This window comes from Marivivens sp. ABH4_498 (assembly GCF_056160585.1).
Window position 1 is genome coordinate 18,440 of sequence record NZ_JBSWXL010000010.1, and the last position, 25,616, is coordinate 44,055.

A 25,616-nucleotide genomic window follows, 5' to 3' on the forward strand; every position below is an offset into this window, starting at 1 on the left:
TTTCGATCGACCTGATCGTTCTGCCGTTTGACCGCTGACAGACAAATTTTGCCAAAGCGGAATTTGAGCGAAAGTCGCCTTTTTCTTTCAAATGCTCCTTGCGCCTATACGGATGCTGCAATTGAAGGTTGTAGTGGTCTGGTAGGAAATTTGAATTCGCCTGACTGGCCTAGGGCCAGAAGGCAACGAAATGTTCGGGCTGCACTTAATGCAGCTTCAATAGGGAGGAAACGAACATGAAATTCACCAAACTGGTTGCAGCAGCATCGACAGCAGTGGTTTTGGCATCCGGCGCAATGGCGCAGGACATCGCCGTGATCGCTGGTTCGATCGAAGACGCATTCATGGACAAAATCAAAAAAGGCGTTGATGACGCGACCCACATGGTCGAAGCAAACGGCGGTTCGGTTCAGTACCTGCGCACCCAAAACTACGAAAACTTTGGTCCAGATCTGGTAACCCTGATCAACCAAGCCGTAGCACAGGGCGTTGACGGCATTGCGATCCCTGTTTGGGTTCCAGACGCACAGATCCCAGCACTGCAAGCTGCTGCCGCCGAAGGCATCACCATCATGCAGTACAACTCGGGTCTGCCTGTCAAAGACGAAATCAACGCAGTGAACTACTTTGGTTCGGATGAATACGCAGCAGGCTTTGGCGGCGGCGCATACATGGCAGAGCAGGGCGCGACCCACATTCTGTGCCACATCCAGATGCCAGGCGCGATCAACCTGGAACAGCGTTGCCAGGGTGTAACCGACGGTGCAGCAGAGCACGGCGTGAAAGTAACCACCATTTCGACCCCGCCAAACCTGGACGGTGACGTAACCGGTACCGCAGAGGCATTCAAAGCAGAACTGATCGGCGACAGCTCGATCGACGCTCTGATCTCTTGCGCAGACTTTGGTGCGGCAGCAGCAGCAAACGCTGTTGAACAAACCGGCCTGGACCTGAAAATCGGTGCATTCGACTTCTCGACCGCAACGCTAGAGCGTATCGCAGCAGGTCAGCAGACCATGGCGATCGACCAACAGCCATACCTGCAGGGCTTCCTGGCGACTTCGATGCTGTTCGCACACCTGAAATTCGGCACCGAAATCGCAACTGATCCAGTTCTGACTGGCCCAGCTATCATCGACGCAAGCAACGTTTCCGTCGTTGAAGCAGGCGCAGCACTGGGTGCACGCTAATCATTAGCTAAATCAAACCGCGCGGCCACCGTTCCAACAGTGGCCGCGTTTCAATTTACCCGCCGATTGGGACAGCGGGTAGGACAGACGACACTTGGAGAGACGCCAAATGGCCGACACATCGAATAACGAAAATTCCACAGGGGGCAGCGGCTTTTCGCTATTGGGCCTGTTGCGACGTCCAGAGGCCGGTGCTGCAGCCGGTTTCATTCTGGTCTTCATCTTCTTCAGCTACTTTGGCTGGGACAAAAACTTTCTGACGCCGCTTGGGTCGTCCACTTGGCTAAACTTTGCGTCCAAAGTCGGCATCATCGCGATCCCTGTCGGGTTCCTTATGATTGCGGGTGAATTGGACATTTCGGTCGGCGCGATGATCCCTGCGGGTGGTATCGTGATGGCCATGGCGACAAACCAATTCGGCATGAACATCTGGTTCGCAGTTGGTTTCACCATGATTGTTGCCGGTGGTATCGGCTGGATCAACGGGATGCTGGTCACTCGAACACAGGTGCCGTCATTGATTGTGACGTTGGCAACCTTGTTCGTGATTGCAGGCCTGAACGCCTATCTGTCGAAACAAATCGCAGGCACAACGCAGCATTCGGTGCCTGATGCGGGCCTAGTTTCCGAATTTATCTTGGGCGACTACCATTCGTGGATCATCGGCGAAGGTGAAAACCAGCTCACCATTTTCCGCAGCCTACAAAGTTCGTTCTTTATCTGGATCGCATTCAGCATCATCTGCTTCTACATCCTGCACGTTTCCCCATGGGGTAACTGGATCTTTGCGATGGGCGGCGACCAAGAATCCGCACGCAACGCAGGTATCCCAACCAACGGTCTGAAAATCGCATTGTTCATGCTGTCGGCGATGGCTGCTGCGCTGGTTGGCGTCACCGAAGGCGTCCTTGCAAACTCGGCTTCGACGACAACGCAGTTCGGTATGATCTTTAACAGCATCATCTGTGTGGTTGTTGGCGGCGTGTTGCTGACGGGTGGTTTCGGTACCGTCACAGGCACATTCTTTGGCACCCTGACGTTTGGTATCGTGTTCCAAGGCATCAACTTTACCAGCTTTGATAAAGACTTGAACATGCTGTTCATCGGTGTTCTGCTGCTGATCGCTGTTCTGATGAACGATACATTCCGCAAACTGGCGACCACTGCGTCGACCAAGAAAAAGGGATAAGCTATGTCTGACACTCCTGTAATTGAACTACGTAACGTCGACAAAAGCTTTGGCCCGATTGACGTTCTGCACGAAATCTCGCTCAAGGTGAAAGCCGGCGAAGTGCTGTGTTTGCTGGGCGATAACGGCGCCGGTAAATCGACCTTGATCAAAACGCTGGCAGGTGTGCACGCACCGACCCGCGGCGAGGTTCTGGTCGACGGCGAGCCGGTCAAATTTTCGGGTCCGAAAGACGCGCAAAACCGCGGTATCGCAACCGTGCACCAGTTCGGCGGCACCTACCCGTTGATGTCCGTTGGGCGCAACTTTTTCATGGGCGAAGAGCCGACCAAAGGCTTTGGTCCGTTCAAAGTGTTTGACCGCAAGACCGCGAACAAAATCGCTGTGGAAGAGGTCCAGAAAATGGGCATCACCCGCATCACCGATGGCGACCGCCTGGTTGGCGGCCTGTCGGGCGGTGAACGTCAGTCGCTGGCGATTGCTCGTGCTGTGTATTTCGGTGCCCGCGTTCTGATCCTGGATGAACCGACTGCGGCGCTGGGTGTGAAACAGGCGGCTCACGTTCTGCGCATCGTGAACGAGGCGAAAAAACGCGGTCTGGCCGTGATCTTCATCACTCACCAAGTGATGCACGCGATGACCGTTGGCGACCACTTTGCGGTTCTGATCCGCGGCGCCATCGCAGCCGATTTCCGCAAGGGCGAAAAGTCCCGCGAAGAGATCACCGACCTGATGGCCGGCGGCCAGAACATGGCAGACCTAGAAGCCAGCATCGAAGGCTACATGGAATCCCACGACGGTCACCCGCCAAAGGTCACTGCGGCCGAGTAATCTCCCAAACTCCGTCCCCTAGTTGGGGGCGGGGTTTATTTCCTGATAGGCGGCCTAGGTTATACCTTGGTCGCCTTTTTTCACCGAATTTTGCAAACCAGATAGGATGTTTCATGAAATTATACGTCTACGATCATTGCCCGTTTTGTGTGCGGGCTCGCATGCCATTGGGATTGAAAAATATCGACGCCGAAGTCATCTATTTGGACAATCATGATGAAGAAACGCCAATCGGTATGATTGGCGCAAAGATGCTGCCGATCCTAGGCGATGACGATGGCCATATGGGCGAGAGCCTTGATATCGTACACAAATTGGACGCCCTTGATGGACAGCCGATGTTTGATGGCATGCCATCGGATGCACTGCTAGGCTGGTTGAAAACGCATGATGCAACCGTGAACACCTTGGTCATCCCGCGTGCGCCCAATCCCACGTATCTAGAGTTTACGGACCCCAAAGCGGTCGCCTATTTCACAGCGAAAAAAGAAGCAACCTTTGGTCCCTTTGCGGAATTGATCTCTCAGACGGATCAGGCCCGATCTACGATGGAAGCGGCGTTAGATGAATTGGTGGCGTTGTTGCCAAACGTGGAACAGCCCAGCATCGACGATATATATCTGTTTCCGGTTTTGCGCGGCCTGACAATTGTGCCCGACCTCGAGTTTCCTCAGGCCGTTAAGGCATATATGACGACAATGGCGGATCGCTGCAAAACGCCCTTGGTCCAGCTATAAAGGTCAAATTGAACGTTGGCGCATGTTCCTGATATAGGAATGCCAAATCAATTCAGAGGACAGATAGATGATCCAGCCGACCGCGTCGTTCAAAGAAAACCTGCAACTTATGCCAGCAATCGATGGCATTCAGGGGATCGATTTCGTGGATACTGACGGAACGATCGTGTCGTCTATCGAAAACCAACCCGGCAAACAGGGATCGCTGGCCGTTTATCATTATCTGCAAAAAGAATTTGGTGAATTGAATGCCAAGGCTGCCGAACATGGACTGGCCGTTTTTGCGGAACATACCGCAGACGCGAAAAACCGCCCCGGTGCGCACCCTAACATTGATCGTTTGTTCGACGTGATCGAACAAAACGCCGTGTTGGCGATCCAGCTACGTTAACGTAGCGACCCATTTACGGGGATAGAAAACGGTCACGGATTTTCCCGTGACCGTTTTGTTTTTAGGCCAGACTAGGCAGCCACAAGACGATAGATGGGAATGCCACCAACAGCGCGATTGTCACAGCATCCGCGATAAAGAATGGCGTTACGCCTTTGAACACGTCTTGGACGCTCAGGTCTTCGCGGACGCCAGCGACGACGAAACAGTTCAGACCGATGGGCGGGGTGATCAGGCAGAATTCGGCCATTTTCACCACCAGAATACCGAACCAGATTGCGCACATCGGGCCGGACATGCCAAACGTACTGTCGGCGGCGGACACCATTTCACCGCCGTTCAGGGCCATGACCGCAGGATAGACCACGGGCAAGGTCAGCAGCATCATCCCGATGGCATCCATGAACATACCCAGCACCGCATAGGCCAGCAGGATACAGACCAAAATCATCAATGGCGGCATTGTCAGCGATGTCAGCCAATCCGAAAACGCGCCCGGCAGGTCCGCAAAGCCCAGAAAACGCACGTAAATCAACACGCCCCAGATAATCGTAAAGATCATTACGGACAGTTTTGCGGTTTCCAGCAACGCGCCGCGGAATTCTTTCCAGCGCATCCCGTTGTAGGCCGCCATGAGGAACACGACAAAGGCTCCGATTGCGCCGCCTTCGGTTGGGGTGCCCCATGCTTCGCCGCCGAACGGGTTATAGACGAACAGCACGATGGTCAGCACAACGATTAGGATCGGCGCCGCAGGGGGCAACGATGCAAAGCGTTCTTTCCACGTGAACCCGCCTACGGCTGGGCCGAAATCTTTGATCGTCATGGCCATGCCGATGATCAGCGCGGCATAGACGATGGCGGAAAAAATACCCGGCAAAAAACCCGCCAGCAGCAGTTTACCCACGTCTTGTTCCACGATGATCGCGTAGATCACCAGAATTGCCGACGGCGGGATCAGGGACGCCAGCGTTCCGCCAGCAGCCACAACCCCAGCGGCAAATTTTTTGTCGTATCCGACGGCCAGCATTTCAGGGATAGCGATCCGTGCAAAAACGGCAGAAGTCGCAATAGATGCGCCCGAAACGGCCGCAAAGCCAGCGGTTGCAAACACGGTCGCCACGGCCATGCCGCCCGGCACCCACGCGATCCAACGTTTGGCGGCGGTAAACAGCGCCTTGGTCAGGCCCGCATAATAGGCCAAATAGCCGATCAGGATAAAGGTCGGGATCAGCGATAGCGCTTGGGACGCGACCTTGGAATGGGGGACTTGGCCGGCGGTTTTGACCGATACGGTCAGCGCCCAGATAAACTGGTCGCCTGCGAAATCCTTTTTCGCCCAGAAAATGGCGATCAGGCCGATTAGCCCCGCCAAACCCGCAGCAAAAGCCACGCGCATGCCGATGACGACCATAAACAACAGGCCAAGCGATACGATAATACCGATTTCAATAGGTTCCATGACGCTCTCCTTAGTCGTCGTGGCCCGAGACCGTTTCGGCCTCTAGCGCGGCTTGGGTTGCGACATCGATGGGCAGAGGGACGGCCACAGGGTTTTCCAGCCCCAGAACAATTGCGCGGGCATAGCCGTACAACTGCAAAATCAGACGCGCGCATAGGACGGAAAACGCCACAGGCGCCAGTAATTTCGCGGGCCAGATCGGCAATCCGATGTCCATGGTGCTGTCACGGCTCCACATTGGAGCGGCGAAATCGAAACTGCGTTGGAAATGCGCCCATGATCCCCACACCAATAGCGCCATCAGGATCAGCATCGCGAATGTCGTAATGAATTCAAAAGTGAACAGTGCCCGCCCCTTTAGCCGACCAACCAGCATATCCATACGGATGTGGCCGCCTTCGCGTTGGGTGAATGAAATGCCCATGAACGCGATCAGGGGCATGAATTGTTCGATCCAATCCACATATCCCGGCACGGGGCGGTCGAAAAAGTTACGGCCAGCGACCGAAAACACGGCCAATAACATCAGGCCAAACACAGCTAGGCCCGACAAAAGGGCCAGAAAACGTTCGATTTTTACAAAATTTTGGTCAATCCGACTAAGCGTGCTGTCGTCAGTCAGAATTTGCGCGGTACCAGCCATCGCAATCCCCTATATCAAACCCCGCCCAGCAGATGCCGGACGGGGCGTTTCGGTTTACTGTTTGGATGCTGCGACGGTGTCGATCACCAGATCGTACAGTTCCTGTGCAGGCAAACCGCGTGCGGTGTTTTCTTCGATCCACGCTTGGGCCGCTGGGGCAGCGGCCAGGTCACGCAGCGCTGACAGCTCTTCTTCGGCCAGTTCAACACGTTCGATACCACGTTCGTCCAGCGCAGGGCCCCATGCGGCCATGGTCTGTTCGTTGTAGTATTCGATGTAGTAATCCAGCGCTTCGTCGATGGAGCTATCCAGCGCCTCGCGTTCTGCGTCGGACAGCGCGTCATATGCGTCGATGTTCACGACGACAGGGCAGTTTACCGCGCCTGGGTTCAGGTTGGTTGTCCACCAATCGGCGTTTTCAATGGTGCCGAACGACATATGCGCGTGCGGAGCGAACGATGCCGCGCGGATAACGCCGCTGTCCATGGCCTGACGGACTTCGGTTGCGGACATGGATGTTGGCACTGCGCCTGCGGCCTCTAGCGCGGCGCCAATGCCGCCGGTTGCGCGAACGGTCAGGCCTGCGAAATCTTCGATCGTGCGGGGCGCGTCGCCCACGCCAGCCACGTTATACTGCGGCAGAGGCGACGGCATCAAAAGGCGCGCGTTCCAACGGGCCAGATCGGCCTGCGTTGCGGGGTGATTATAAACGGCCATCGAAATGTCGCGCTCTAGCTCTAGGCTATCAACGCCCAGGAACGGCAGTTCCAGAACGGTGATCGATGGGTTTTTGTCAGGGTGATAGCCCGCGCAGAACTGGGCCATTTCAAACGCGCCGATGGAAATGCCATCTAGATTTTCGCGGTTGTTCGACAGGCCGCCGTAGGAAATGTTCAGCGTGAATTCGCCGCCGGTTTTTTCGTTAAGCAGTTCAGCCAATTTTTCAACGTGTTCAGTGAACGCGCGGCGTTTGCCCCACAACGATACGTTCCATTCCGTCGCCAAGGTTTCGGTTGCAAATGCCATTGTCAGCGCAGCGGCGGCTGCACCTGTCCATAGAGTTTTCATGATTTCCTCCCAGAAAACGAATTTCTGGAGCGATTATGCATAGACCACCGCGCACCGCCTATGAAGGAAAACGCGCGCCATTTACACATGCCCCTGCGGATTTCCGCAGGGCTGTGCTGCGCTACAGTAAGGCGTCTTTGTCCAGCCCCAGTTTCACGATCTTTTCGTTCAGCGTGCGGCGGCCAATACCTAATGCTTCGGCGGCGGCGTCCATGCGGCCCTGATGGGCTTTGATCGCTTTGGCAATCAGTTCGCGTTCAAACGCGGCAACGGCAGCGCGCAGGGTGTGGGGGACGTCTTCGATCATGCTGTCAGACCGCAAAGCGCTGATCATCGTGCCGCCGCCGCGCCGCGCAGATAGAACGCGCCTTTCGCAGACGCTGCGCAATTCGCGGATATTGCCCGGCCAGTCATGCGCCAACAGCGCTGCAAAATCGTCGGGGGTGAGTTCGGGCGGTTCGCATTCGTAAATGCGGGCGAAATCGTTCAGGAAATGCGCGGTCAGCAGCGTTATGTCATCACGGCGTTGGCGCAGGTTCGGCAAATCCACGACAAAGGTATTCAATCGATACATCAGATCGCGGCGCAGCTGGCCCGCAGTGACCGCGTTTTCCACGTTATCATTGGTGGCGGAAATGATGCGCAGGTTGATCGCGATCGGGGCAGGGGCGCCGATGGGTAGGATTTGTTTATCTTCGATCACGCGCAGCAATTTGGCCTGAACATCCATCGGGCAGGCGCAAATTTCATCCAAAAACAGGGTGCCGCCATCCGCCGCCTGCAAACGTCCCTTTTGTGCGCCAAAGGTGCCGAACATGTCAGCCTCGAATGTGTCGGCATTCAAGGTGGCGCAGTTGATTGCCAAAAACGGACGTTCGCCCATCGGCCCCAAATCATGCAGCGCCCGCGCAACCAGATCTTTGCCGGTGCCTGTTTCGCCTTGGATCAAAACGGGGGCATCGGCGGCAGCGTAGTCCAGAATGGCGGCGCGCAATTCTTGGACCGCGGGTGATCCGCCGACCAGCAGCCGATCCAATCCCGACAATTCCAGCAATCGCGCTTTTAACCGCGCGTTTTGCGACCGCATCGAGCTTTGTTCAGCGGCGTGTTGCAGCACAGTCAACAGGCGTTTGGGGTGATAGGGTTTTTCCAAAAATCCGTATGCGCCGTCCTGAATGGCCTGAACGGCCATCGGAATATCACCATGCGCCGAAATCAAAATCAGCGGCGGGGCAAAGTTGGGGTCCAGTTTCGCCAGCAAATCCAGCCCAGACATGCCAGGCATCCGCACGTCCGATAAAATGACGTCTGGCGTCGCGCTTTTTAGGTGATCCAACGCCTTTTCGGCGCGGGAAACGGTATCGACCTGCCAGCCGACGGCCTCTAACAAATCGGTCAGCGACTGGCGCATTTCTTTGTCGTCATCCACGACCAAGATCGAATATCGCATGAGGTTCCTTTAGGTCGGCAAATGCGCAGCGGGGAACGTCACCCGAAATTTTGCGCCGCCAGTTTCACGGTTTAAAGCGGTCATTTCGCCGTCGTGATCTTTGATAATATTGGCCGAAATCGCAAGCCCCAGCCCCATCCCCGCGCCGCTGGCACGCGTGGTGACAAAGGGTTCGGCCAGATCATTCAGCGTGGATTGGCCCAGCCCGTGGCCGTTGTCACCGACCGAAAACCAAACGTTTTCCTGATCTTGGCCCATTGCGATCATTAGTTGGGGATTGTCGGTTTCATCCACCGCGTCCAGCGCGTTGCGGATCAGGTTGGTCATGACCTGTTCGATCCGCAGACGGCTGCCCCAGACCTGCATCGGGCTATCGGGGATCTGTTGATCTACCGCGACCTGTGCCGCGTCTATTCGGTGTTGCAGTAGGCCGATGGACGCGGACATTGCGGTACGCAGATCGACGACCTCGAACGGTTCGGGGTCAGGCGTGGCAAAGAATTTGAGTTGCTTAGTTATCCCCTCCATCCGGTCGACCAACCCGCCCAGTTTCCCCAACACTTTGCCATCGGGGGCGCGGTATTCGGCAGCGGCCAGATGATTGCGCATGGCGGAAATGGGTTGCCCCAATTCATGCGTAACGGATGCCGACAATTCGCCCAAAGCGGCTAGTCGGCTGGCCTTTTGCAGTTCGCGCTGGGTGCGGCGCAGTTCGGATTCCGCCTGACGGCGTTCAGCAATTTCCAGCGCCAGTTTGTCGTTGGCGGTGCGCAGAATGGATTCTTCTTTTTCGGAACGGCGCAGGGCCTGACCAACCTGACGGGCGTGTTGAATTTGAACCACCAGCACGGCCAAACCCGCCAAAATCGCGATCCCAGCAGTCACCAGCCAACTGCGAGCAACGGCGCGGTCGTCGGACACGAAATAATGCAACGACCAGCCATAGGGCAGGGCGTTAGACATCAGATACAGACGCGGGTCGTTGTTGACTTCGGCGGTTTGCGGGCCCGTGCGGCGCCAATCCAAAGCGGTCAGTTCGATATCCGCAAATTGCCGCGTGGTCTCGATTTTTGACCGCTGTTCATCGGACAAAGGCGCAAGCGTGCGGTACGCCCAGTCAGCGGTTGATGTCAGGATGATCACGCCGTCTTCGTTCGCCAAAAACACCTGTTCGCCGGCAGACACCCATGTCTGTTTCAGTGTGGCAAAGCTGATTTTCAAAACGATCACGCCCAGCGTTTCGCCCGCATCAGACACCACAGGTTCAGACAGAAAGAACCCCGGCAGGCCGGTGGTCGCGCCGATGGCGTAGAACTGACCGCGCTGGCCGTTTGCAGCGATCTGGAAGTAGGGGCGGAATGAATAATCCTGCCCGATAAAGCTTAGGTTATTTTCGAAATTGGACGCAGCTGTGGTGATGCCGTCAGGGCGAATGAAATAGATCGCGTCCAGCCCCGCCTGATCCGAAAAATCGCGCAGCCGTGGATTCACATAGGTCATATCGCCCAATGAGGCCCCATCGATCAACACAGGATCACGGGCCAAAACGTAAATCAGCGGGGCGTATTGTTCCAATTCGGCAGTAATCGAACTGCGGTATAGCGATAACGTCCCGTCGGCCTTTGCTACTTCGTCGGTGACAAAATACCGGTAGGAAAAATGGTTTACGGCCCATCCTGCAAAGGGGGCCGTTAAAACAATGATCAGGATATAAATGGCGCGCATAGGCGAATATGGCCAAAGCCGCAGCGCAGGCGCAAGACGTTATCGTTCCGCAAATCGTAGCCCCGCTGCGGTTCCAGCTGCGGGGCTATTGTATGGGTCAAACCAGTTGCATCAAAATCGCTGGTACGCCGACCATTAGGAACGTCACGATTGCGATAGAAATACCCAGTCCTTTGAACATGTTACACCTTTGGTTTATGATTTCCTTTAGTGTACGCATCGATCCGGGGTTTGGTTTAGTTTCAGATCACCGAAGCCGCATTTCTGTATCGTAATCAAAATAAAACAGCGCGGTGTCATCAAAGGTAACCCCAACAGTGCTGTCGGATTTAATTTCATTGTCATCGCGGCTTTCTACCACGATTTTAGATCCATCCGCTGCGATCAGGTAATCATAGGACACGCCGCCCAAACGTTCGCGCAGGTCAAGTTTGGCGTCATTGCCGCCTGCGGTAACAGTGATGTTTTGCGGACGAATGCCAACGATGACCTTTGCGCCGTCAATCAGGTTGGACACATTCGGGGTGACCGCGCGGTTGTTCAGCGCAGGCAAAATGACCGACCCATTTTGCACAACACCCGATAGGAAATTCATCGACGGCGACCCGATAAAGCCTGCAACGAATTTGTTGTCAGGGTCTTTGTACAGATCCATTGGGCTGCCAACCTGTTCAACGCGGCCCGCACGCAGGACCACGATTTTATCGGCCAGCGTCATCGCTTCGACCTGATCGTGGGTCACATATATCATCGTCGCGCCGATTTCTTTGTGTAGGCGCGCGATTTCAACACGCATATCTACGCGCAGTTCGGCATCTAGGTTCGACAGGGGTTCGTCGAACAGGAACACTTCGGGCCCGCGAACGATGGCGCGGCCGATGGCGACCCGCTGACGTTGGCCGCCCGACAGCGCCTTAGGTTTGCGGTTCAGGTATTGATCCAGCTTTAGGATACGGCTGGCCTCGGCGACTTTTTCTTTGATCTCGGCCTTTGGATGGCCTGTCATTTTCAGGCCAAAGCCCATGTTTTCGGCAACCGTCATATGGGGGTACAGCGCGTAGGTTTGGAACACCATCGCAACACCGCGTTCGGCGGCGTCCAGTTTGGTGACATCGCGCGCGCCGATATTGATATGGCCGTCCGTTGTGTCCTCTAGCCCTGCGATCATGCGCAAAAGGGTCGATTTTCCGCAGCCCGATGGGCCGACGAATACGCAAAATTCGCCGTCATCAATCTGTAGGTCGATATCGTGGATAACCTGTACGTCGCCGTATTTTTTCACGGCTTTGGTTAGAGTGACCCCTGACATGGGTGCGCTCCTTTTAGCTGGGGAACTGCCACGATTCAGCGGCAGATGCGATTTGGGTTGCTGTGTGGATCAGGTCGTCCTGAAACGCCCCCAATCCGTCTAAAGTGTTCCGTTGGGTCGACGTCGTGATCGACATGGCGCCGATGACCTTGCCCGTGGACAGGATGATCGGTGCGGCGATGCAAACGATGCCGTCTTCGTGTTCTTCGCGGTCGTAGGCAACGCCTTGGGCGCGGATCGTTTCGAAATCTGCACGCAGCGCGTCGGGCGTGGTCAGCGTATGTTCGGTGTGTTTGAAATAGGCCTGACGAAGCAGTGCGTCGTCCTGTTCGGCGGGCGGCAGATAGGCCATGATCGCCTTGCCCACGCCGGTGCAATAGCCGGGGCCGATTTTCCCAGCCTGCGAAAACATTTCAATCGGGCGGGCAGCGTTGCGTTTATCGACATACAGCACCTGACCGCGATCCAGCTGCGCAAGGTGGATGGTTTCGCCCACCTTTTCGGACAAAGCATCCAGATAGGGGCGCGCGATCGGCGCGATCGAACTTTGCCGCCATGCCGAATGGGCAAGCCGCACCAATCGCAGACCCAGCGAATAGGTTTGCGCGGATTGGTCATAGGACAGCATGCCCAAATTCGTCAGCGTTTGGATCAATCGATACAGCGTCGCCTTTGGATGCGTAGATTGTTCCAGAATTTCGGTGAACCGGACGGGCCGCCCAAAATTGGCGATTTGGTCCAGCACTTCCAATGCCTTACCCACAGTACCATCGCTGTTTTTGTTTGGTGATGTTGCCATCGGCTCCTCCTGTTCTTTCGTATCGGCGTCCTCCTTGCCGTCACGAAGATGTTGACAGAGTTAGCGCGAATCGTTCATGTTTTCAATAGTTGGAAAGCGGTTCCATTATGTGAAACTCAAGCGGGGCCGTCAATGGGAGGAAAAGAAATGAAACTATGGAAAAGCACCGCAGCGGTGCTTGCGCTGACACTTGGTGCGTCGGCAGCTCAGGCAGAGCTGTCGGGCGAACTGCGTATTTTTTCGGACATGTCGAACCCTGCGCCGCGCGCGGTCATGGAAGGCATGGTTGCAGATTTCGGCGCAATGCACCCCGATCTGGACATCGAACTGACCATCATCGACCGCGAAGCGTATAAAACGCAGATCCGCAATTTCCTGACCGCAGACGCGCCAGATGTTGCGAACTGGTACGCGGCGAACCGTATGCGCCCTTATGTGGACGCGGGCCTGTTCGAAGACATCAGCGACCTATGGGCCGAACCTGAAATCGCAAACGCATTGGCATCGACCAAAGGCGCGATGACGCTGGACGGTGCACAGTGGGGCGTGCCTTACACCTACTATCAGTGGGGCGTTTACTACCGCGAAGACATCTACAACCAGTACGGTTTGGAAGAGCCAACCGATTGGGAAACACTCAAATCGAACTGCCAGACCCTGCTGGATAACGGCGTGAAATGTTTCACCATCGGCACCAAATACCTGTGGACCGCTGGCGGCTGGTTCGACTACCTGAACATGCGTACCAACGGCTATGATTTCCACATGCAGTTGACCGCTGGCGAAATCGAATGGACCGACGAACGCGTGCGTCAGACATTCGCCAACTGGCGCGAACTGATCGACATGGGTGCGTTTGTTGACAATCACCAGTCCTACAGCTGGCAAGAAGCCCTGCCATTCATGGTCAACGGCGAAGCAGCCGCGTACCTGATGGGCAACTTTGCTGTCGCTCCTCTGCGCGAAGCAGGTCTGGGCACCGATCAGTTGGATTTCTACCAGTTCCCAGCCATCACCGATGGCATCGCGCTGGCAGAAGACGCCCCAACCGATACGTTCCACATCCCTTCTGGCGCACAAAACAAAGAAGCCGCACGTGAATTCCTGCGCTTTGTTGTGTCGGCAGACAACCAGACCAAAATCAACGCAGGTGATGCGCTGGGTCAGTTGCCTGTAAACTCGAATTCGTCGGTGGATGATGACGAAATGCTGAACCAAGGTTTCGCAATGCTGTCGTCGAACGCGCCGGGCGGTATCGCGCAGTTCTTTGACCGCGATGCACCTGCGGAAATGGCATCCGTCGCAATGGAAGGTTTCCAAGAATTCATGGTGTTCCCAGACAATCTGGACGACATCCTGAACCGCATGGAATCCACACGTAAGCGTATCAACGAACAGTAACCCATCACTGATCGTGAAACGCTGGCCAGGCGGGGGGATCCTTGCCTGGCTTTTGCGCCCGAATTCGGGTGCCACCTACCAGAGGCCAAATCATGTCCCAAGCCATCAACGACCAGACCAGTTGGATACGGCGGAACCGTTTGACGGTGACCCCGCTGTTGTTCCTGCTGCCTGCGGTTTTGTTTTTCCTAGTCTACGTCATTTTCCCCATCGCAGAGAGTTTCCAAATCTCGTTCTACCGCTGGGATGGTCTGGGCGAACCGCGCTACATCGGCATGGCCAACTACGAAGAACTGTGGACCGACCGCGCGTTCGAAGTATCGTTGTGGAACAACATGAAATGGTTGGCGCTATATCTGCTTGCCATCCCTGCGGGCCTGATGATTGCGCTGTTTCTGAACCAGAATGTCGTTGGCATTCGGCTGTATAAATCGCTGTTTTTCTTTCCTTTTGTGATCTCTCAGGTCGTTGTTGGTTTGGTATTCACATGGTTTTATGACCCGTCTTTCGGCCTGTTGAACAAAATCCTGACGGGGTTCGGATTTGACGCGGTCAACGTGTTGGGCGACCCCAAACTGGTGACCTATGGCATCATCGCGGCGGGCCTGTGGCCGCAGACCGCATATTGCATGATCCTGTACCTGACGGGCCTGAACGCGGTTGACCCCGAACAGGTCGAAGCCGCCCGTTTGGACGGCGCGAAAGGCCCCAAAATGCTGTGGTACGTGATCCTGCCGCAATTGCGCCCCGCGACGTTCATCGCCTTTGTTGTGACGATCATCGGCGCGTTGCGGTCGTTCGATTTGATTTCCATCATGACCAACGGCGGCCCGTTCGGCACCAGCCGCGTTCTGTCATTCTACATGTTTGAAAAAGCACTGTCCGAATATGGGTTCCGCATGGGATATGGCGCCGCAATCGCCGTTGTCCTGTTCCTGATTATGCTGTGTTTCATCGCCTATTTCCTGTGGTCGATGTACCAAGACGAAAAAGGAGCGCGCTAATGTTTCCGCGTCCTATCGAAAAATCCTCTCGTGCTTGGCAGGTGACGTATCAGGGGCTGGTGCCTTTGGTTCTGATCATGTGGCTGTTGCCGCTGATCGCGGTTGCCGTGTTTTCCATCAAACCGGACGTCGATTTTACCAGCGGTAATTACTGGGGCATGCCATCGTCGTTCGAAGGCGTGACCAACTATAGCCGCGTGTTTTTTGAATCCGACATGCCGCGCTATTTGATGAATTCGGTGTTTATCACGATCCCAACGGTGATCGGGGCCGTCGCCCTATCCTGTATGTCTGGTTTCGCGCTGGGGATTTATAAATTCCGCGGCAACCTGTTCATCTTTTTCATGTTCATCGCGGGAAATTTCGTGCCGTTCCAAATTCTGATGGTGCCCGTGCGCGACCTGACGATTGATATGGGGCTGTACAACACAAAACTGGGTCTGGTTCTGTTCCATGTGGCGTTCCAGACGGGGTTCTGCACGCTGTTCATGCGCAACTTTATCCGCGCGCTGCCCTATGAGCTGATCGAAGCCGCCCGCGTCGAAGGCATCGCAGAATGGCGCATTTTCTGGTTCATCGTGCTGCCTTTGATGAAACCCGCGATTGCGGCGCTGTCTGTGCTGATCTTTACCTTTATCTGGAACGACTATTTCTGGGCCGTGGTCCTGACCCAAGGCGCAGAAAGCCAACCGGTGACCGCAGGTATCACCAGTTTTAATGCGCAATACCGCGCGGCCTATCACTTGATGAGCGCGGGCAGCATCGTCGCAGCACTGCCACCTGTCGCGGTATTTTTCCTAATGCAGCGCCACTTTATCGCGGGCCTAACACTGGGGGCGGTGAAATGATCCGCCACTGGACTTTAACGGCTAGCGGGCGGTCGCTGATCCTTGCGTCGATCAATGATCGCCTGCCTTACGTGGCCTATTGGGGCGCGGCCATCGCCGATGGGGAAAATCTGATTGATGCGGGCATTGCGGATGTCACGGGCGGTATGATCGACGAAAACGCCGATCTATCGATCTGCCCCGAAGCATCGCGCACGTTCCCCGGCCAATCGGGCATGTCCATCACGGCGGGCGACGGAACCCCGATCCGCCCGCGTTTTACATTGACCGAGGTCGCTCAGGGCAACGGTTTGACCGTGACAGCGGTGGACGATGCGAACGGCCTAACCTACGTGGCGGATTTTAGCATTGATACGGAAACATCTGTGCTGACCGCAAAAGCACGGGTGGAATCCACTGCGCCAATTCGCGTGCATTACCTGTCTGCGCCCGTTTTCCCTGCATCGCATTTCGCCGATGACATGATCGATTTCGCGGGACGCTGGATTGGTGAATTTCAGCAGGTCCGCACGTATTGGGCTGCGGGTATTCACATGCGCGAAAACTTGACAGGCCGCACGGGTCATGAACATTTCCCCGCCTTGATCGTGCCCGAACGCGGCGCGACAAATACCGCTGGTTCGGCGCAGGCGTTTCATTACGGATGGTCGGGCGGTCACCGCATGATCGCCGAAGAATTGCCCGATGGCCGCCGCCAAATCCAATTTGGCCATGCGGTGGGCACTCAGCTATCCGCCGGAACCCAGTTTGAAACAGCCCCGCTATATGCCGTGCATTCGGATCAGGGCCTAAATGGCTGCGCCGTCGCATATCAAAGGCATTTGCGCGATCGCATTGTTGTATGGCCACACCCAAACCGCCCGCGCCCTGTGCATTACAATTGTTGGGAAGCGATCTATTTCGATCACAAACTGAACGATCTAACAGCGATCGCAGACCGCGCAGCCGCATTGGGCGCAGAGCGTTTCGTTTTGGACGATGGGTGGTTCGGTCGCCGCGATGATGACACATCATCTTTGGGCGATTGGTTGATCGACGCACGTAAATATCCCAATGGGCTGGGCCCGCTGATCGACCATGTTCACGGGTTGGGCATGACGTTTGGAATCTGGTTCGAACCTGAAATGGTGAACCCAGATAGCGATCTGTATCGGGCGCATCCCGATTGGGCTTTGGGCGCGGCGGATCAGGTGCTGGGACGTCAGCAAATGGTGCTGGATATGGCCAACCCGCAGGTCCGCGATTACCTGTATGATCGCATCGCCGCGGTCCTATCGGCCCATGACATCGACTATATCAAATGGGATCATAACCGCGTTTTGCCGATGCCCGATGCGGCGCAGGCAATGGGGTATTACGATCTGCTTGGCCGCTTGCGTCGCGATTTTCCCGCGACGGAAATAGAAACTTGTTCTTCTGGTGGGGGACGGATTGATTTCGGGGCGCTGTCGCTGACTCAGCGCGTGTGGCTATCCGACAGCAATGATGCGCTAGAACGTCTGCGGATTCAGCACAACGCTGCGCTGTTTTTGCCGCTGGCCGTCACAGGCAGCCACGTTGGTCCGCGCCATTGCCACACATCGGGCCGCGTGATCGATATCCGCATGCGGGCGTGGGTCGCGGCGCAGCGGCATATGGGGTTTGAAATGGACCCCCGCGAATTGACGGACGACGAAACGGCGGTCCTGACCACGGTTACAGCGTGGTGGAAAGCGAACCGCGATTGGATGACGTCTGCTGACATTCTGCGACTGGACAGCGCGGACCCATCGGTTATCGCGGAACAACAGCTTTCGGCAACGGGCGACCAGTTCGTGGTTTTTGCAGGATTGGCCGATACCAGCCGTCAAATCCTGCCACGCCCCATCCGTTTGACGCGTTTAGACCCGCACGCAATGTACCGTATTTCACTGGTGAACCGCGACGATGCTGTTGGGCTGTCGCGCGGGAATCCCGCACTCAAAACACGTGACCTGACCCTTAGTGGGCAGGCATTGATGACCCAAGGCATCACGCTGCCTTGGTCTTTCCCGCTGCATATGTGGGTGATCAAAGGACAAAGACTATGACGAAGGATCGGCGCAGCCGCGCATGGTACGGCAAGCTGGACAAAGACGGTTTCATCCACCGTAGCTGGATGAAAAATCAGGGGTTTCCTGATGATGTGTTCGATGGCCGCCCGATCATCGGGATCTGTAACACTTGGTCCGAGCTGACGCCCTGCAATTCTGGCCTGCGCGATCTGGCCGAAGGCGTCAAACGCGGCGTGTGGGAGGCAGGCGGTTTCCCTGTGGAATTCCCTGTCATGTCGCTGGGCGAAACCCAGATGAAACCGACCGCCATGTTGTTCCGCAACCTGCTGGCGATGGACGTTGAAGAATCCATTCGCGCCTATGGGATCGACGGCGTTGTTCTGCTGGGCGGCTGTGACAAGACGACTCCGGGGCAATTGATGGGGGCCGCGTCGGTGGATCTGCCGTCCATCGTGGTCAGTTCGGGCCCGATGCTGAACGGCAAATGGCAGGGCAAAGACATCGGTTCGGGCACCGACGTTTGGAAATTTTCCGAAGCCGTCCGCGCGGGCGACATGACCCTGCAAGATTTCATGAACGCCGAAAGCGGGATGAGCCGTTCCAAAGGCGTCTGCATGACCATGGGCACGGCCAGCACGATGGCATCATTGGTCGAGGCGATGGGCATGTCCCTGCCCACCAACGCTGCGCTGCCCGCAGTGGACGCCCGCCGCATGGCATTGGCGCACCTAACCGGCAAACGCATCGTCGAAATGGTCGAAGAAGACCTAAAGCCATCCGACATCCTGACCAAAGAAGCCTTTGAGAATGCCATTCTAGCCAACGCCGCCGTGGGCGGATCGACCAACGCCGTGGTGCACCTATTGGCGCTGGCGGGCCGCGTTGGCGTTGATCTGTCGTTGGATGATTTCGAAATTGGCCGCGAAATACCGCTCCTCGTCAATTGCATGCCGTCGGGCAAATACCTGATGGAGGATTTCTGTTATGCGGGCGGCATGCCTGTCGTGCTAAAGGAATTGGCGGACAAAGGTCACCTGCGCAGCGCCAAATCCGTACTGGGCGGCGATATCGCGGCCTATGCCGATGGCGCGGAATGCTACAATCGCGATGTCATCAAATCCTATGATGATCCGGTCAAACCCGCCGCTGGCCTGATGGTGTTGCGTGGCAATTTGGCCCCGAACGGCGCGATCGTGAAACCTTCGGCCGCGACCGAACGTTTACTAGAACACGAAGGCGAAGCCTATGTGTTCGAAAGCATCGAAGACCTGAAAGCCAACATCGACCGCGAAGATTTGCCCGTCACGCCCGACACCATTCTGGTGCTAAAAGGCTGCGGCCCCAAAGGGTATCCAGGCATGCCAGAGGTCGGCAACATGCCCATCCCGCGCAAATTGGTGACCCAAGGCGTGCGCGATATGATCCGCGTGTCGGATGCGCGGATGTCTGGCACGGCATTTGGCACGGTCGTGCTGCACGTTTCCCCCGAAGCGCAGGCAGGCGGCACGTTGGCTTTGGTCAAAACGGGCGACAGGGTCAAAGTCAGCGGATCGCAGGGCATTCTGGAATTGCAGGTGGATGACGCCGAATTACAGGCCCGCCGCGCCGCGTGGCAGCCCGATGATCCGCATTACACCCGCGGCTATGCGAAACTGTACATCGACCATGTTCTGCAGGCCGACCAGGGCGCCGATCTGGATTTTCTGGTCGGCAAAGACACCCGCCCAGTCACAAGGGAGAGCCATTGATGATCGACGCAAATTTTCATGATCTGAAAGACAAGGTTGTCTATATCACAGGCGGCGCGTCCGGCATTGGCGCGTCTCTGACCAAAGGTTTTTTGGAACAGGGTTCCAAAGTCGGCTGTGTGGGCCGTTCGCCTGCGGATGAATTCGTGGATCAAATGGAACAGGAAACGGGCAACCGCCCCCTGTTTATTCAATGCGACATCACCGACATTCCCGCGCTGAAACAGTCGATGCAGGATGTGCACGACCAGCTGGGCCCGATTGACGTGCTGGTGAATAACGCCGCCAACGATCAGCGCCACTCCACGTTAGAGGTCACCGAAGAATTCTGGGATTGGTCGCAATCGATCAACCTAAAGGCCTATTTCTTTGCCTGTCAGGCCGCCATGCCCATGATGCAATCGCGCGGCGGTGGGTCGATCATCAATTTCACGTCGATCAGCTATATGATGGGGAACACTGGCTATCCTGCGTATACGTCCGCCAATTCGGGGATCAACGGCATGACCCGCAGTCTGGCGCGCGAATTTGGCCCCGATGCGATCCGTGTGAACGCGCTGGCTCCGGGGTGGGTGCTGACGGACAAACAAATGGAAATGTGGGCAACCCCCGAAGCTTTGGCCGCACATCTGGAACGCCAGTGCCTAAAGGAACACCTCAAACCGGAAGACATCGTTTCAGCCACGTTGTTTTTGGCATCCAGCGCCAGCCGCATGATCACGGGCCAGTCGCTGGTTGTAGATGGCGGTGTAGTGGTGACGGGATGACGGATCTGCGCGAAAACACCGTTTGGGTCGCTGTGGATTGGGGCACCACCAATCTGCGCGTTTGGTTCATGGATGCCGCGAATGCTGTGCTGGATCAGGTGACCACAGAACAGGGCATGGGAACATTGTCGCGGGATGGTTTCGAACCCGCGTTGATTGATGCGCTAGCGGCTGTTTTATCAGAGGGCCGCGTTCTGCCTATCGTATGCTGCGGCATGGTCGGTTCGCGCCAAGGCTGGTTCGAAGCCCCCTATGCCGCCGTTCCCGTATCGCCGCTGGACGCGCAAAACGTCGTCACCGTACCCACGTCTGACCCCCGAATTCATGCGTTCATTTTGTCGGGCATCAAACAGACCACTCCGCCCGATGTTATGCGCGGCGAAGAAACCCAAATCGCGGGCGTTCTGCGGGCACACCCGAATTTTTCAGGCTGCATCTGTTTGCCAGGCACGCATACGAAATGGGCGATGGTTGCGGACGGCAAACTGACGAAATTCACCACGTTCATGACGGGTGAAATCTATGCCTTGCTAAGCAAACAATCGGTTTTGCGTCATTCGGTGGATGCAGTAACCTGTGACGATGCCGCGTTCGATCAGGGGGTCCGCACGTCGGTTGATGCCCCGCAAATGGTCGCCGCGTCTTTGTTCGGTATTCGTGCGGGCGATCTGTTGCTGGGCCGCGAAGGCGAGGTATCAAACGGCATGCTGTCGGGGTATTTAATCGGCACCGAAATCGCCGCGATGCGCGATGATTTGAAGGGCGTCCCTATCGTTATTGCGGGCGCTCCAAAACTGTCGGCACTATACGCGCAGGCGCTATCGGTGATCGATATTTCGGCGGACATCCACGACGGCGAAACCTGCACGCTGGACGGATTGATCGCGGGCTATGAATTGTTAAAGGACAGGATATGAACCATCGCGAAATTATTGCGATCTTGCGCGGTTTGCGTGCGGAAAACGCAATCGCTGTGACGGACGTTTTGATCAACGCAGGCATCACAAAGATCGAGGTGCCGCTAAATTCCCCCGATCCGTTTGTGACCATCGAAAAAATGGTGAAACACGCAGGCAACGCGGCGCAGATCGGGGCGGGGACGGTCCTAACGGTGGACGAAGTTGACCGCCTGTCGGATATCGGCGCGGCGATGGTCGTGTCCCCCAATTGCGATCCCGATATTATTGAGCGCACGGTAGCCAAAGCCATGGCATCCTATCCGGGCGTATTCACCGCGACCGAATGTTTTGCGGCGGTCAAATCCGGCGCGACGGGACTGAAATTTTTCCCAGCCTTTAAACTAGGCCCAGACGGGCTATCCGCGCTAAAGGCGGTTTTGCCCGCAGACATTCCGACCTATGCCGTGGGCGGCGTTGGGCCTGAAGATTTCGCGGATTGGCACAAGGCAGGGGTGACGGGCTTTGGCCTTGGGTCGAACCTGTTCAAACCTGATTGGACAATCGACCAGATTAAAACCGCAGCAAACGCCGCCGTGGCGGCCTATGATCAGGTGTTCGGATGACCGATATACATAGCCAGACACAGTGCACATTGGGCGAAGGCGCGTTTTGGCATCCCCAACGAAACCAATTTTTCTGGTTCGATATTTTGGGCAAATCCCTGCGGACCGTGGTCGATGGTGCCGAACAGCATTGGCAGTTTGACGAATGCGTGTCTGCCGCGGGCTGGATCGATCACGACACCATTTTGATGGCCAGCCAAACGGGCCTATGGCGGTTCGATTTGAACACCGCCGCGCGCGATCTGATCACCCCGCTAGAGGCGGACAACCCAGTCACTCGTTCTAACGATGGTCGCGCGGATCCGCAAGGCGGGTTCTGGATCGGCACGATGGGATTCAACGCCGAAAAAGGCGCAGGAGCGATCTATCGTTTATATCGCGGCGAATTGCGCAAACTGTATTCGGATATGACGATCACCAATTCCATCTGCTTTTCGCCCGATGGGACAACGGCCTATTTCACGGATACGGATGTTGGCGTGATCATGGCTCAAACGCTGGATGCGGACGGTTGGCCATTGGGCGAACCTGCGGCGTTTATCGATCTGTCCGATGCTGATTTTGGCGCGGATGGGTCGGTCGTCGATGCGTCTGGCAACCTGTGGAATGCGCAGTGGGGCGCGGGGCGCGTGACGTGTTATGGCGCGGACGGTGCGATGATTAAAACGGTTACGGTGCCAACGCCGCAAACGACATGCCCAGCCTTTGGCGGCGCCGATTTGACCGACCTATATGTCACCTCTGCCGCCGAAGGGATCGATGATCCGAATGCGGGCAAGACCTATGTCTTTTCGTCGGTCGGCAAAGGCCAGACCGAACATCAAATCATTCTTTGAGGCTGGTATGAAACGCACTCTTGGCACCTGTTATTATCCCGAACACTGGCCAAACGCCCTATGGCCCCAAGACGCCGAACGCATGGTCGAAGCAGGCCTGACGTGGGTCCGTATCGGCGAATTTTGCTGGTCACGTATCGAACCCAAAGAGGGCGAATTTAACTGGGACTGGCTGGATCAGTCGATCGAGGTGCTGGGAAATGCCGGTCTAAAGGTGGTTTTGGGAACGCCTACGGCGACGCCTCCGAAATGGGTAGCTGACAAACACCCCGACATGTTCGCCATGGATATCGACGGCAAACCACGCGGGTTCGGATCGCGCCGCCACTATTGTTTCAGTCACGCGGGATACTTTGCCGAAAGCGAACGGATCGTGCGCGCCTTTGCGGAACGTTACGGGCAAGACCCGCATGTGGCGGCGTGGCAAACGGACAATGAATATGGCTGCCACGACACGATCTATAGCTATTCCACCTCTGCTAGAACGGCATTTCAGGTGTGGCTGTCGGCGCAATTCGGCGGGGATATTGATGCGCTGAACCGTGCGTGGGGTAATGTATTTTGGTCGATGGAATACAATGATTTTTCCCAGATCGCATTGCCAAATCTGACTGTGACAGAACCCAATCCCGCGCATGTGCATGCGTTCAAAAGGTTTTCGTCGGATCAGGTTGTGACCTACAATAAAATGCAGGTCGACATTATTCGCGCTCATAGCGACCGTCCGATTGCCCATAACTACATGGGCCGCGTCACGGATTTTGATCACTACAAAGTCGGCGACGATCTGGAAATCGCCAGCTGGGATAGTTACCCGCTGGGGTTCCTAGAGGACCGCGTCGAAGCATCCGACGACCACAAACGCGCCTATGCGCGGCAGGGTGATCCTGATTTTCAGGCCTTTCATCATGACATCTACCGCGCCGTCGGCAAAGGCCGTTGGTGGATCATGGAACAGCAACCTGGCCCTGTGAATTGGGCGCCATACAACCCGTCGCCGTTACCCGGGATGGTGCGTTTCTGGACGTGGGAGGCATTCGCCCACGGCGCCGAAGCGGTCTGTTATTTCCGCTGGAGGCAGGCTCCTTTCGCGCAAGAACAGTTGCACGCAGGGATGCTGCGGCCCGATAGCCAAGACGCCGAAGCCATTATCGAGGCGCGCCAAGTCCGCGATGAATTGCAATCCGCATCTGATGTCGCCCCCGCGCAAGCACCCATCGCGGTGGTGTTCGATTACGAAGCCGAATGGTCATGGGCCGTGCAGCCGCAGGGGCAGGGGCTAAGCTATTTCCAGTTGGTTTTTGACACCTACCGCGCGTTGCGCAAACTGGGCCAAAGCGTGGATATTGTGCCGCCCTCATGCACGGATTTTTCTGGATACGCTGCGGTTTTTGCACCTGGTATCATGCATCTGAATGATGATCTGAAACAGGCGCTGTCGGCGGCAGAGGCTACGGTCGTTTACGGCCCTCGGACCGCTGCAAGGGATGCGCATTTTAATATCCCGAACCCGTTGCCCCCCGCTATCAAAGGGTTGGATGTCATCGTGTCACGGTTGGAAACGCTTCGTCCCGATATGCCCATTCCATTGAATGGCAAAGGCAACGTCATTCGCTACTTTGAGGAATTGCAAAACACCGAACCGACCATCATGGCGACCTCTGCTGGTCAGCCTGTTGTGGTTGGTAAGGATGGCCAAATGTATTGTGCGGCATGGCTTGACCAAGACGGCATGATGGAATTGATAAATTTGGTATGCAAAAATGCAGGGATCGAACCCGTGACCATGCCAGACGGGGTCAGACGCCGCCAAACCGCGACTGAAACATTTTGGTTCAACCACAACAGTCACGCGGTAGACACGCCGGTGGGTAAAATAAACGCTGCGGACTTCATCAGACTGGCTCGGGTATAGCAGTTTTATAAAATCGCAGCGGTTCTGTTCTGCTTAGAATTGTTAAAAAGCCCCGATCTAAAAAATTCGGGGCTTTTTTCTTGAATCCTTCCGGAACCTTTTACAATCATAGGTGTTACATCATCTAGCGGCGGTATATTTTGCCAATGCAAGATGGCATTGGGGGCGGCTGTGAATGATCTAAGGCATTTTGAAAACGGCGCAGATACTGTGCAGCCTGTTTTGAATTTCAGGTCTCAGTTGCGTGTGAAAACGCGACCCGAACATGATGCAACCGAATGTTTGTTCGATCCATTTTTGCGCGATCCGATGCCGAAACTGGGATGGTATTTAGCCGCCCAACGCGCAGGGTTGGCGGCTTTGTTCACAGATCAAAACCCTGACGATTTGCTGTGCGGTGCATTAGTCCCTGATTTGATCGACCGACTGGATCATGATTTGCAGCAGATGGGCTGGCAATGTCATCCCGTTGAAACATCTGGCCCTATTGATCCGATTGCCTGCGATTATTTGGTTTTGGGGTCGCGATTAGGAACCGAAGTCATCCGCCGCAACATATTTGGCTCAGGCGGACATCAAACGGTCCCATCGTATTTTCAGGCACCGTTTGATACAAATCTATGGCGTGTCCATTGCGCGACTTTGGACCAAATTGATCTAACCACAAAACGCGCAGAACAGATAATAAATGACGTAAGATGCGGTTTTAGACTGTTCGAAACTGCTGCACGATCCCAACAGGACTGAA

The 25,616-nt window shown here is 55.8% G+C and carries 24 protein-coding genes; 16 read left to right on the top strand and 8 right to left on the bottom strand.

Annotated features, from left to right (window positions below):
• Positions 1 to 236: 236 nt before the first annotated feature.
• The 5 genes from ACXAGA_RS15710 to ACXAGA_RS15730 all read left to right on the top strand — a co-directional run bounded on the left by ACXAGA_RS15710 (position 237) and on the right by ACXAGA_RS15730 (position 4,338).
• Positions 237 to 1,190, top strand: coding sequence for a substrate-binding domain-containing protein (locus tag ACXAGA_RS15710; protein ID WP_475118415.1), 954 nt, complete (start codon positions 237 to 239; stop codon positions 1,188 to 1,190).
• Positions 1,191 to 1,299: 109 nt separating this feature from the next.
• Positions 1,300 to 2,379: an ABC transporter permease gene (locus ACXAGA_RS15715; protein WP_475118416.1), complete on the top strand. Its 1,080-nt coding sequence runs from the start codon at positions 1,300 to 1,302 to the stop codon at positions 2,377 to 2,379.
• A gap of 3 nt (positions 2,380 to 2,382) precedes the next feature.
• Positions 2,383 to 3,210, top strand: a complete 828-nt coding sequence (locus ACXAGA_RS15720; RefSeq protein WP_475118417.1) for an ATP-binding cassette domain-containing protein — start codon at positions 2,383 to 2,385, stop codon at positions 3,208 to 3,210.
• Positions 3,211 to 3,323: 113 nt separating this feature from the next.
• The gene (grxB, locus tag ACXAGA_RS15725) at positions 3,324 to 3,947 is read left to right on the top strand and encodes a glutaredoxin 2 (RefSeq protein WP_475118418.1); all 624 of its coding nucleotides are present in this window, start codon (positions 3,324 to 3,326) and stop codon (positions 3,945 to 3,947) included.
• A 67-nt stretch (positions 3,948 to 4,014) separates the two neighbouring features.
• Complete coding sequence (locus ACXAGA_RS15730; RefSeq protein ID WP_475118419.1) at positions 4,015 to 4,338, top strand: DUF2322 family protein; 324 nt, start codon at positions 4,015 to 4,017, stop codon at positions 4,336 to 4,338.
• Positions 4,339 to 4,399: 61 nt separating this feature from the next.
• Here ACXAGA_RS15730 and ACXAGA_RS15735 read toward each other — a convergent pair whose 3' ends face one another.
• The 8 genes from ACXAGA_RS15735 to ACXAGA_RS15770 all read right to left on the bottom strand — a co-directional run bounded on the left by ACXAGA_RS15735 (position 4,400) and on the right by ACXAGA_RS15770 (position 12,794).
• On the bottom strand, positions 4,400 to 5,800 hold the full coding sequence (locus ACXAGA_RS15735) for a TRAP transporter large permease (protein ID WP_475118420.1): 1,401 nt from the start codon (positions 5,798 to 5,800) through the stop codon (positions 4,400 to 4,402).
• Positions 5,801 to 5,810: 10 nt separating this feature from the next.
• Positions 5,811 to 6,443 (bottom strand): TRAP transporter small permease subunit, encoded by a 633-nt coding sequence (locus ACXAGA_RS15740; RefSeq protein ID WP_475118421.1) that lies wholly within the window; start codon positions 6,441 to 6,443, stop codon positions 5,811 to 5,813.
• Positions 6,444 to 6,497: 54 nt separating this feature from the next.
• Entirely contained in the window at positions 6,498 to 7,511 is a 1,014-nt protein-coding gene (locus ACXAGA_RS15745) for a C4-dicarboxylate TRAP transporter substrate-binding protein (RefSeq protein WP_475118422.1), read from the bottom strand.
• 121 nt (positions 7,512 to 7,632) lie between these two features.
• A complete protein-coding gene (locus tag ACXAGA_RS15750) occupies positions 7,633 to 8,961 on the bottom strand; it encodes a sigma-54-dependent transcriptional regulator (RefSeq protein ID WP_475118423.1) in 1,329 nt (442 codons plus the stop codon).
• Between the two features lie 9 nt (positions 8,962 to 8,970).
• A complete protein-coding gene (locus tag ACXAGA_RS15755) occupies positions 8,971 to 10,686 on the bottom strand; it encodes a sensor histidine kinase (RefSeq protein ID WP_475118424.1) in 1,716 nt (571 codons plus the stop codon).
• A 97-nt stretch (positions 10,687 to 10,783) separates the two neighbouring features.
• Positions 10,784 to 10,906, bottom strand: coding sequence for a hypothetical protein (locus tag ACXAGA_RS15760; RefSeq protein ID WP_475118425.1), 123 nt, complete (start codon positions 10,904 to 10,906; stop codon positions 10,784 to 10,786).
• A 27-nt stretch (positions 10,907 to 10,933) separates the two neighbouring features.
• Complete coding sequence (locus ACXAGA_RS15765) at positions 10,934 to 11,995, bottom strand: ABC transporter ATP-binding protein (protein WP_475118426.1); 1,062 nt, start codon at positions 11,993 to 11,995, stop codon at positions 10,934 to 10,936.
• A 13-nt stretch (positions 11,996 to 12,008) separates the two neighbouring features.
• Entirely contained in the window at positions 12,009 to 12,794 is a 786-nt protein-coding gene (locus tag ACXAGA_RS15770; RefSeq protein WP_475118427.1) for an IclR family transcriptional regulator, read from the bottom strand.
• Between the two features lie 147 nt (positions 12,795 to 12,941).
• On the opposite strand from ACXAGA_RS15770, the gene ACXAGA_RS15775 reads away from it, so the two are divergent.
• The 11 genes from ACXAGA_RS15775 (at position 12,942) to ACXAGA_RS15825 (ending at position 25,615) form a co-directional block, all read left to right on the top strand.
• Positions 12,942 to 14,195 carry an ABC transporter substrate-binding protein gene (locus ACXAGA_RS15775; RefSeq protein WP_475118428.1) on the top strand — a complete coding sequence of 418 codons (1,254 nt, stop codon included), beginning with the start codon at positions 12,942 to 12,944 and terminating at the stop codon, positions 14,193 to 14,195.
• 92 nt (positions 14,196 to 14,287) lie between these two features.
• Positions 14,288 to 15,199, top strand: a complete 912-nt coding sequence (locus ACXAGA_RS15780; RefSeq protein WP_475118429.1) for a carbohydrate ABC transporter permease — start codon at positions 14,288 to 14,290, stop codon at positions 15,197 to 15,199.
• Complete coding sequence (locus ACXAGA_RS15785; RefSeq protein ID WP_475118430.1) at positions 15,199 to 16,047, top strand: carbohydrate ABC transporter permease; 849 nt, start codon at positions 15,199 to 15,201, stop codon at positions 16,045 to 16,047. The genes ACXAGA_RS15780 and ACXAGA_RS15785 overlap by 1 nt, the downstream gene beginning before the upstream one ends.
• A complete protein-coding gene (locus tag ACXAGA_RS15790) occupies positions 16,044 to 18,116 on the top strand; it encodes an alpha-galactosidase (protein ID WP_475118431.1) in 2,073 nt (690 codons plus the stop codon). The genes ACXAGA_RS15785 and ACXAGA_RS15790 overlap by 4 nt, the downstream gene beginning before the upstream one ends.
• Positions 18,113 to 19,828: an IlvD/Edd family dehydratase gene (locus tag ACXAGA_RS15795; protein WP_475118432.1), complete on the top strand. Its 1,716-nt coding sequence runs from the start codon at positions 18,113 to 18,115 to the stop codon at positions 19,826 to 19,828. Before ACXAGA_RS15790 ends, ACXAGA_RS15795 begins: the two co-directional genes overlap by 4 nt.
• On the top strand, positions 19,828 to 20,595 hold the full coding sequence (locus ACXAGA_RS15800) for an SDR family NAD(P)-dependent oxidoreductase (protein WP_475118433.1): 768 nt from the start codon (positions 19,828 to 19,830) through the stop codon (positions 20,593 to 20,595). Before ACXAGA_RS15795 ends, ACXAGA_RS15800 begins: the two co-directional genes overlap by 1 nt.
• Entirely contained in the window at positions 20,592 to 21,512 is a 921-nt protein-coding gene (locus ACXAGA_RS15805) for a 2-dehydro-3-deoxygalactonokinase (RefSeq protein WP_475118434.1), read from the top strand. Before ACXAGA_RS15800 ends, ACXAGA_RS15805 begins: the two co-directional genes overlap by 4 nt.
• A complete protein-coding gene (locus ACXAGA_RS15810; protein WP_475118435.1) occupies positions 21,509 to 22,117 on the top strand; it encodes a 2-dehydro-3-deoxy-6-phosphogalactonate aldolase in 609 nt (202 codons plus the stop codon). The genes ACXAGA_RS15805 and ACXAGA_RS15810 overlap by 4 nt, the downstream gene beginning before the upstream one ends.
• On the top strand, positions 22,114 to 22,953 hold the full coding sequence (locus ACXAGA_RS15815) for an SMP-30/gluconolactonase/LRE family protein (protein WP_475118436.1): 840 nt from the start codon (positions 22,114 to 22,116) through the stop codon (positions 22,951 to 22,953). Before ACXAGA_RS15810 ends, ACXAGA_RS15815 begins: the two co-directional genes overlap by 4 nt.
• Positions 22,954 to 22,960: 7 nt before the next feature.
• Positions 22,961 to 24,868, top strand: coding sequence for a beta-galactosidase (locus ACXAGA_RS15820; RefSeq protein WP_475118437.1), 1,908 nt, complete (start codon positions 22,961 to 22,963; stop codon positions 24,866 to 24,868).
• Positions 24,869 to 25,039: 171 nt separating this feature from the next.
• A complete protein-coding gene (locus ACXAGA_RS15825) occupies positions 25,040 to 25,615 on the top strand; it encodes a heme oxygenase-like domain-containing protein (protein WP_475118438.1) in 576 nt (191 codons plus the stop codon).
• The last annotated feature ends 1 nt before the right edge of the window (position 25,616 follow it).

Bases quoted from the DNA above. Each gene is read 5' to 3' on its own strand.
- ACXAGA_RS15710 (WP_475118415.1), top strand. From the start codon at position 237: ATGAAATTCACCAAACTGGTTGCAGCAGCATCGACAGCAGTGGTTTTG.
- ACXAGA_RS15715 (WP_475118416.1), top strand. From the start codon at position 1,300: ATGGCCGACACATCGAATAACGAAAATTCCACAGGGGGCAGCGGCTTT.
- ACXAGA_RS15720 (WP_475118417.1), top strand. From the start codon at position 2,383: ATGTCTGACACTCCTGTAATTGAACTACGTAACGTCGACAAAAGCTTT.
- grxB (WP_475118418.1), top strand. From the start codon at position 3,324: ATGAAATTATACGTCTACGATCATTGCCCGTTTTGTGTGCGGGCTCGC.
- ACXAGA_RS15730 (WP_475118419.1), top strand. From the start codon at position 4,015: ATGATCCAGCCGACCGCGTCGTTCAAAGAAAACCTGCAACTTATGCCA.
- ACXAGA_RS15735 (WP_475118420.1), bottom strand. From the start codon at position 5,800: ATGGAACCTATTGAAATCGGTATTATCGTATCGCTTGGCCTGTTGTTT.
- ACXAGA_RS15740 (WP_475118421.1), bottom strand. From the start codon at position 6,443: ATGGCTGGTACCGCGCAAATTCTGACTGACGACAGCACGCTTAGTCGG.
- ACXAGA_RS15745 (WP_475118422.1), bottom strand. From the start codon at position 7,511: ATGAAAACTCTATGGACAGGTGCAGCCGCCGCTGCGCTGACAATGGCA.
- ACXAGA_RS15750 (WP_475118423.1), bottom strand. From the start codon at position 8,961: ATGCGATATTCGATCTTGGTCGTGGATGACGACAAAGAAATGCGCCAG.
- ACXAGA_RS15755 (WP_475118424.1), bottom strand. From the start codon at position 10,686: ATGCGCGCCATTTATATCCTGATCATTGTTTTAACGGCCCCCTTTGCA.
- ACXAGA_RS15760 (WP_475118425.1), bottom strand. From the start codon at position 10,906: ATGCGTACACTAAAGGAAATCATAAACCAAAGGTGTAACATGTTCAAA.
- ACXAGA_RS15765 (WP_475118426.1), bottom strand. From the start codon at position 11,995: ATGTCAGGGGTCACTCTAACCAAAGCCGTGAAAAAATACGGCGACGTA.
- ACXAGA_RS15770 (WP_475118427.1), bottom strand. From the start codon at position 12,794: ATGGCAACATCACCAAACAAAAACAGCGATGGTACTGTGGGTAAGGCA.
- ACXAGA_RS15775 (WP_475118428.1), top strand. From the start codon at position 12,942: ATGAAACTATGGAAAAGCACCGCAGCGGTGCTTGCGCTGACACTTGGT.
- ACXAGA_RS15780 (WP_475118429.1), top strand. From the start codon at position 14,288: ATGTCCCAAGCCATCAACGACCAGACCAGTTGGATACGGCGGAACCGT.
- ACXAGA_RS15785 (WP_475118430.1), top strand. From the start codon at position 15,199: ATGTTTCCGCGTCCTATCGAAAAATCCTCTCGTGCTTGGCAGGTGACG.
- ACXAGA_RS15790 (WP_475118431.1), top strand. From the start codon at position 16,044: ATGATCCGCCACTGGACTTTAACGGCTAGCGGGCGGTCGCTGATCCTT.
- ACXAGA_RS15795 (WP_475118432.1), top strand. From the start codon at position 18,113: ATGACGAAGGATCGGCGCAGCCGCGCATGGTACGGCAAGCTGGACAAA.
- ACXAGA_RS15800 (WP_475118433.1), top strand. From the start codon at position 19,828: ATGATCGACGCAAATTTTCATGATCTGAAAGACAAGGTTGTCTATATC.
- ACXAGA_RS15805 (WP_475118434.1), top strand. From the start codon at position 20,592: ATGACGGATCTGCGCGAAAACACCGTTTGGGTCGCTGTGGATTGGGGC.
- ACXAGA_RS15810 (WP_475118435.1), top strand. From the start codon at position 21,509: ATGAACCATCGCGAAATTATTGCGATCTTGCGCGGTTTGCGTGCGGAA.
- ACXAGA_RS15815 (WP_475118436.1), top strand. From the start codon at position 22,114: ATGACCGATATACATAGCCAGACACAGTGCACATTGGGCGAAGGCGCG.
- ACXAGA_RS15820 (WP_475118437.1), top strand. From the start codon at position 22,961: ATGAAACGCACTCTTGGCACCTGTTATTATCCCGAACACTGGCCAAAC.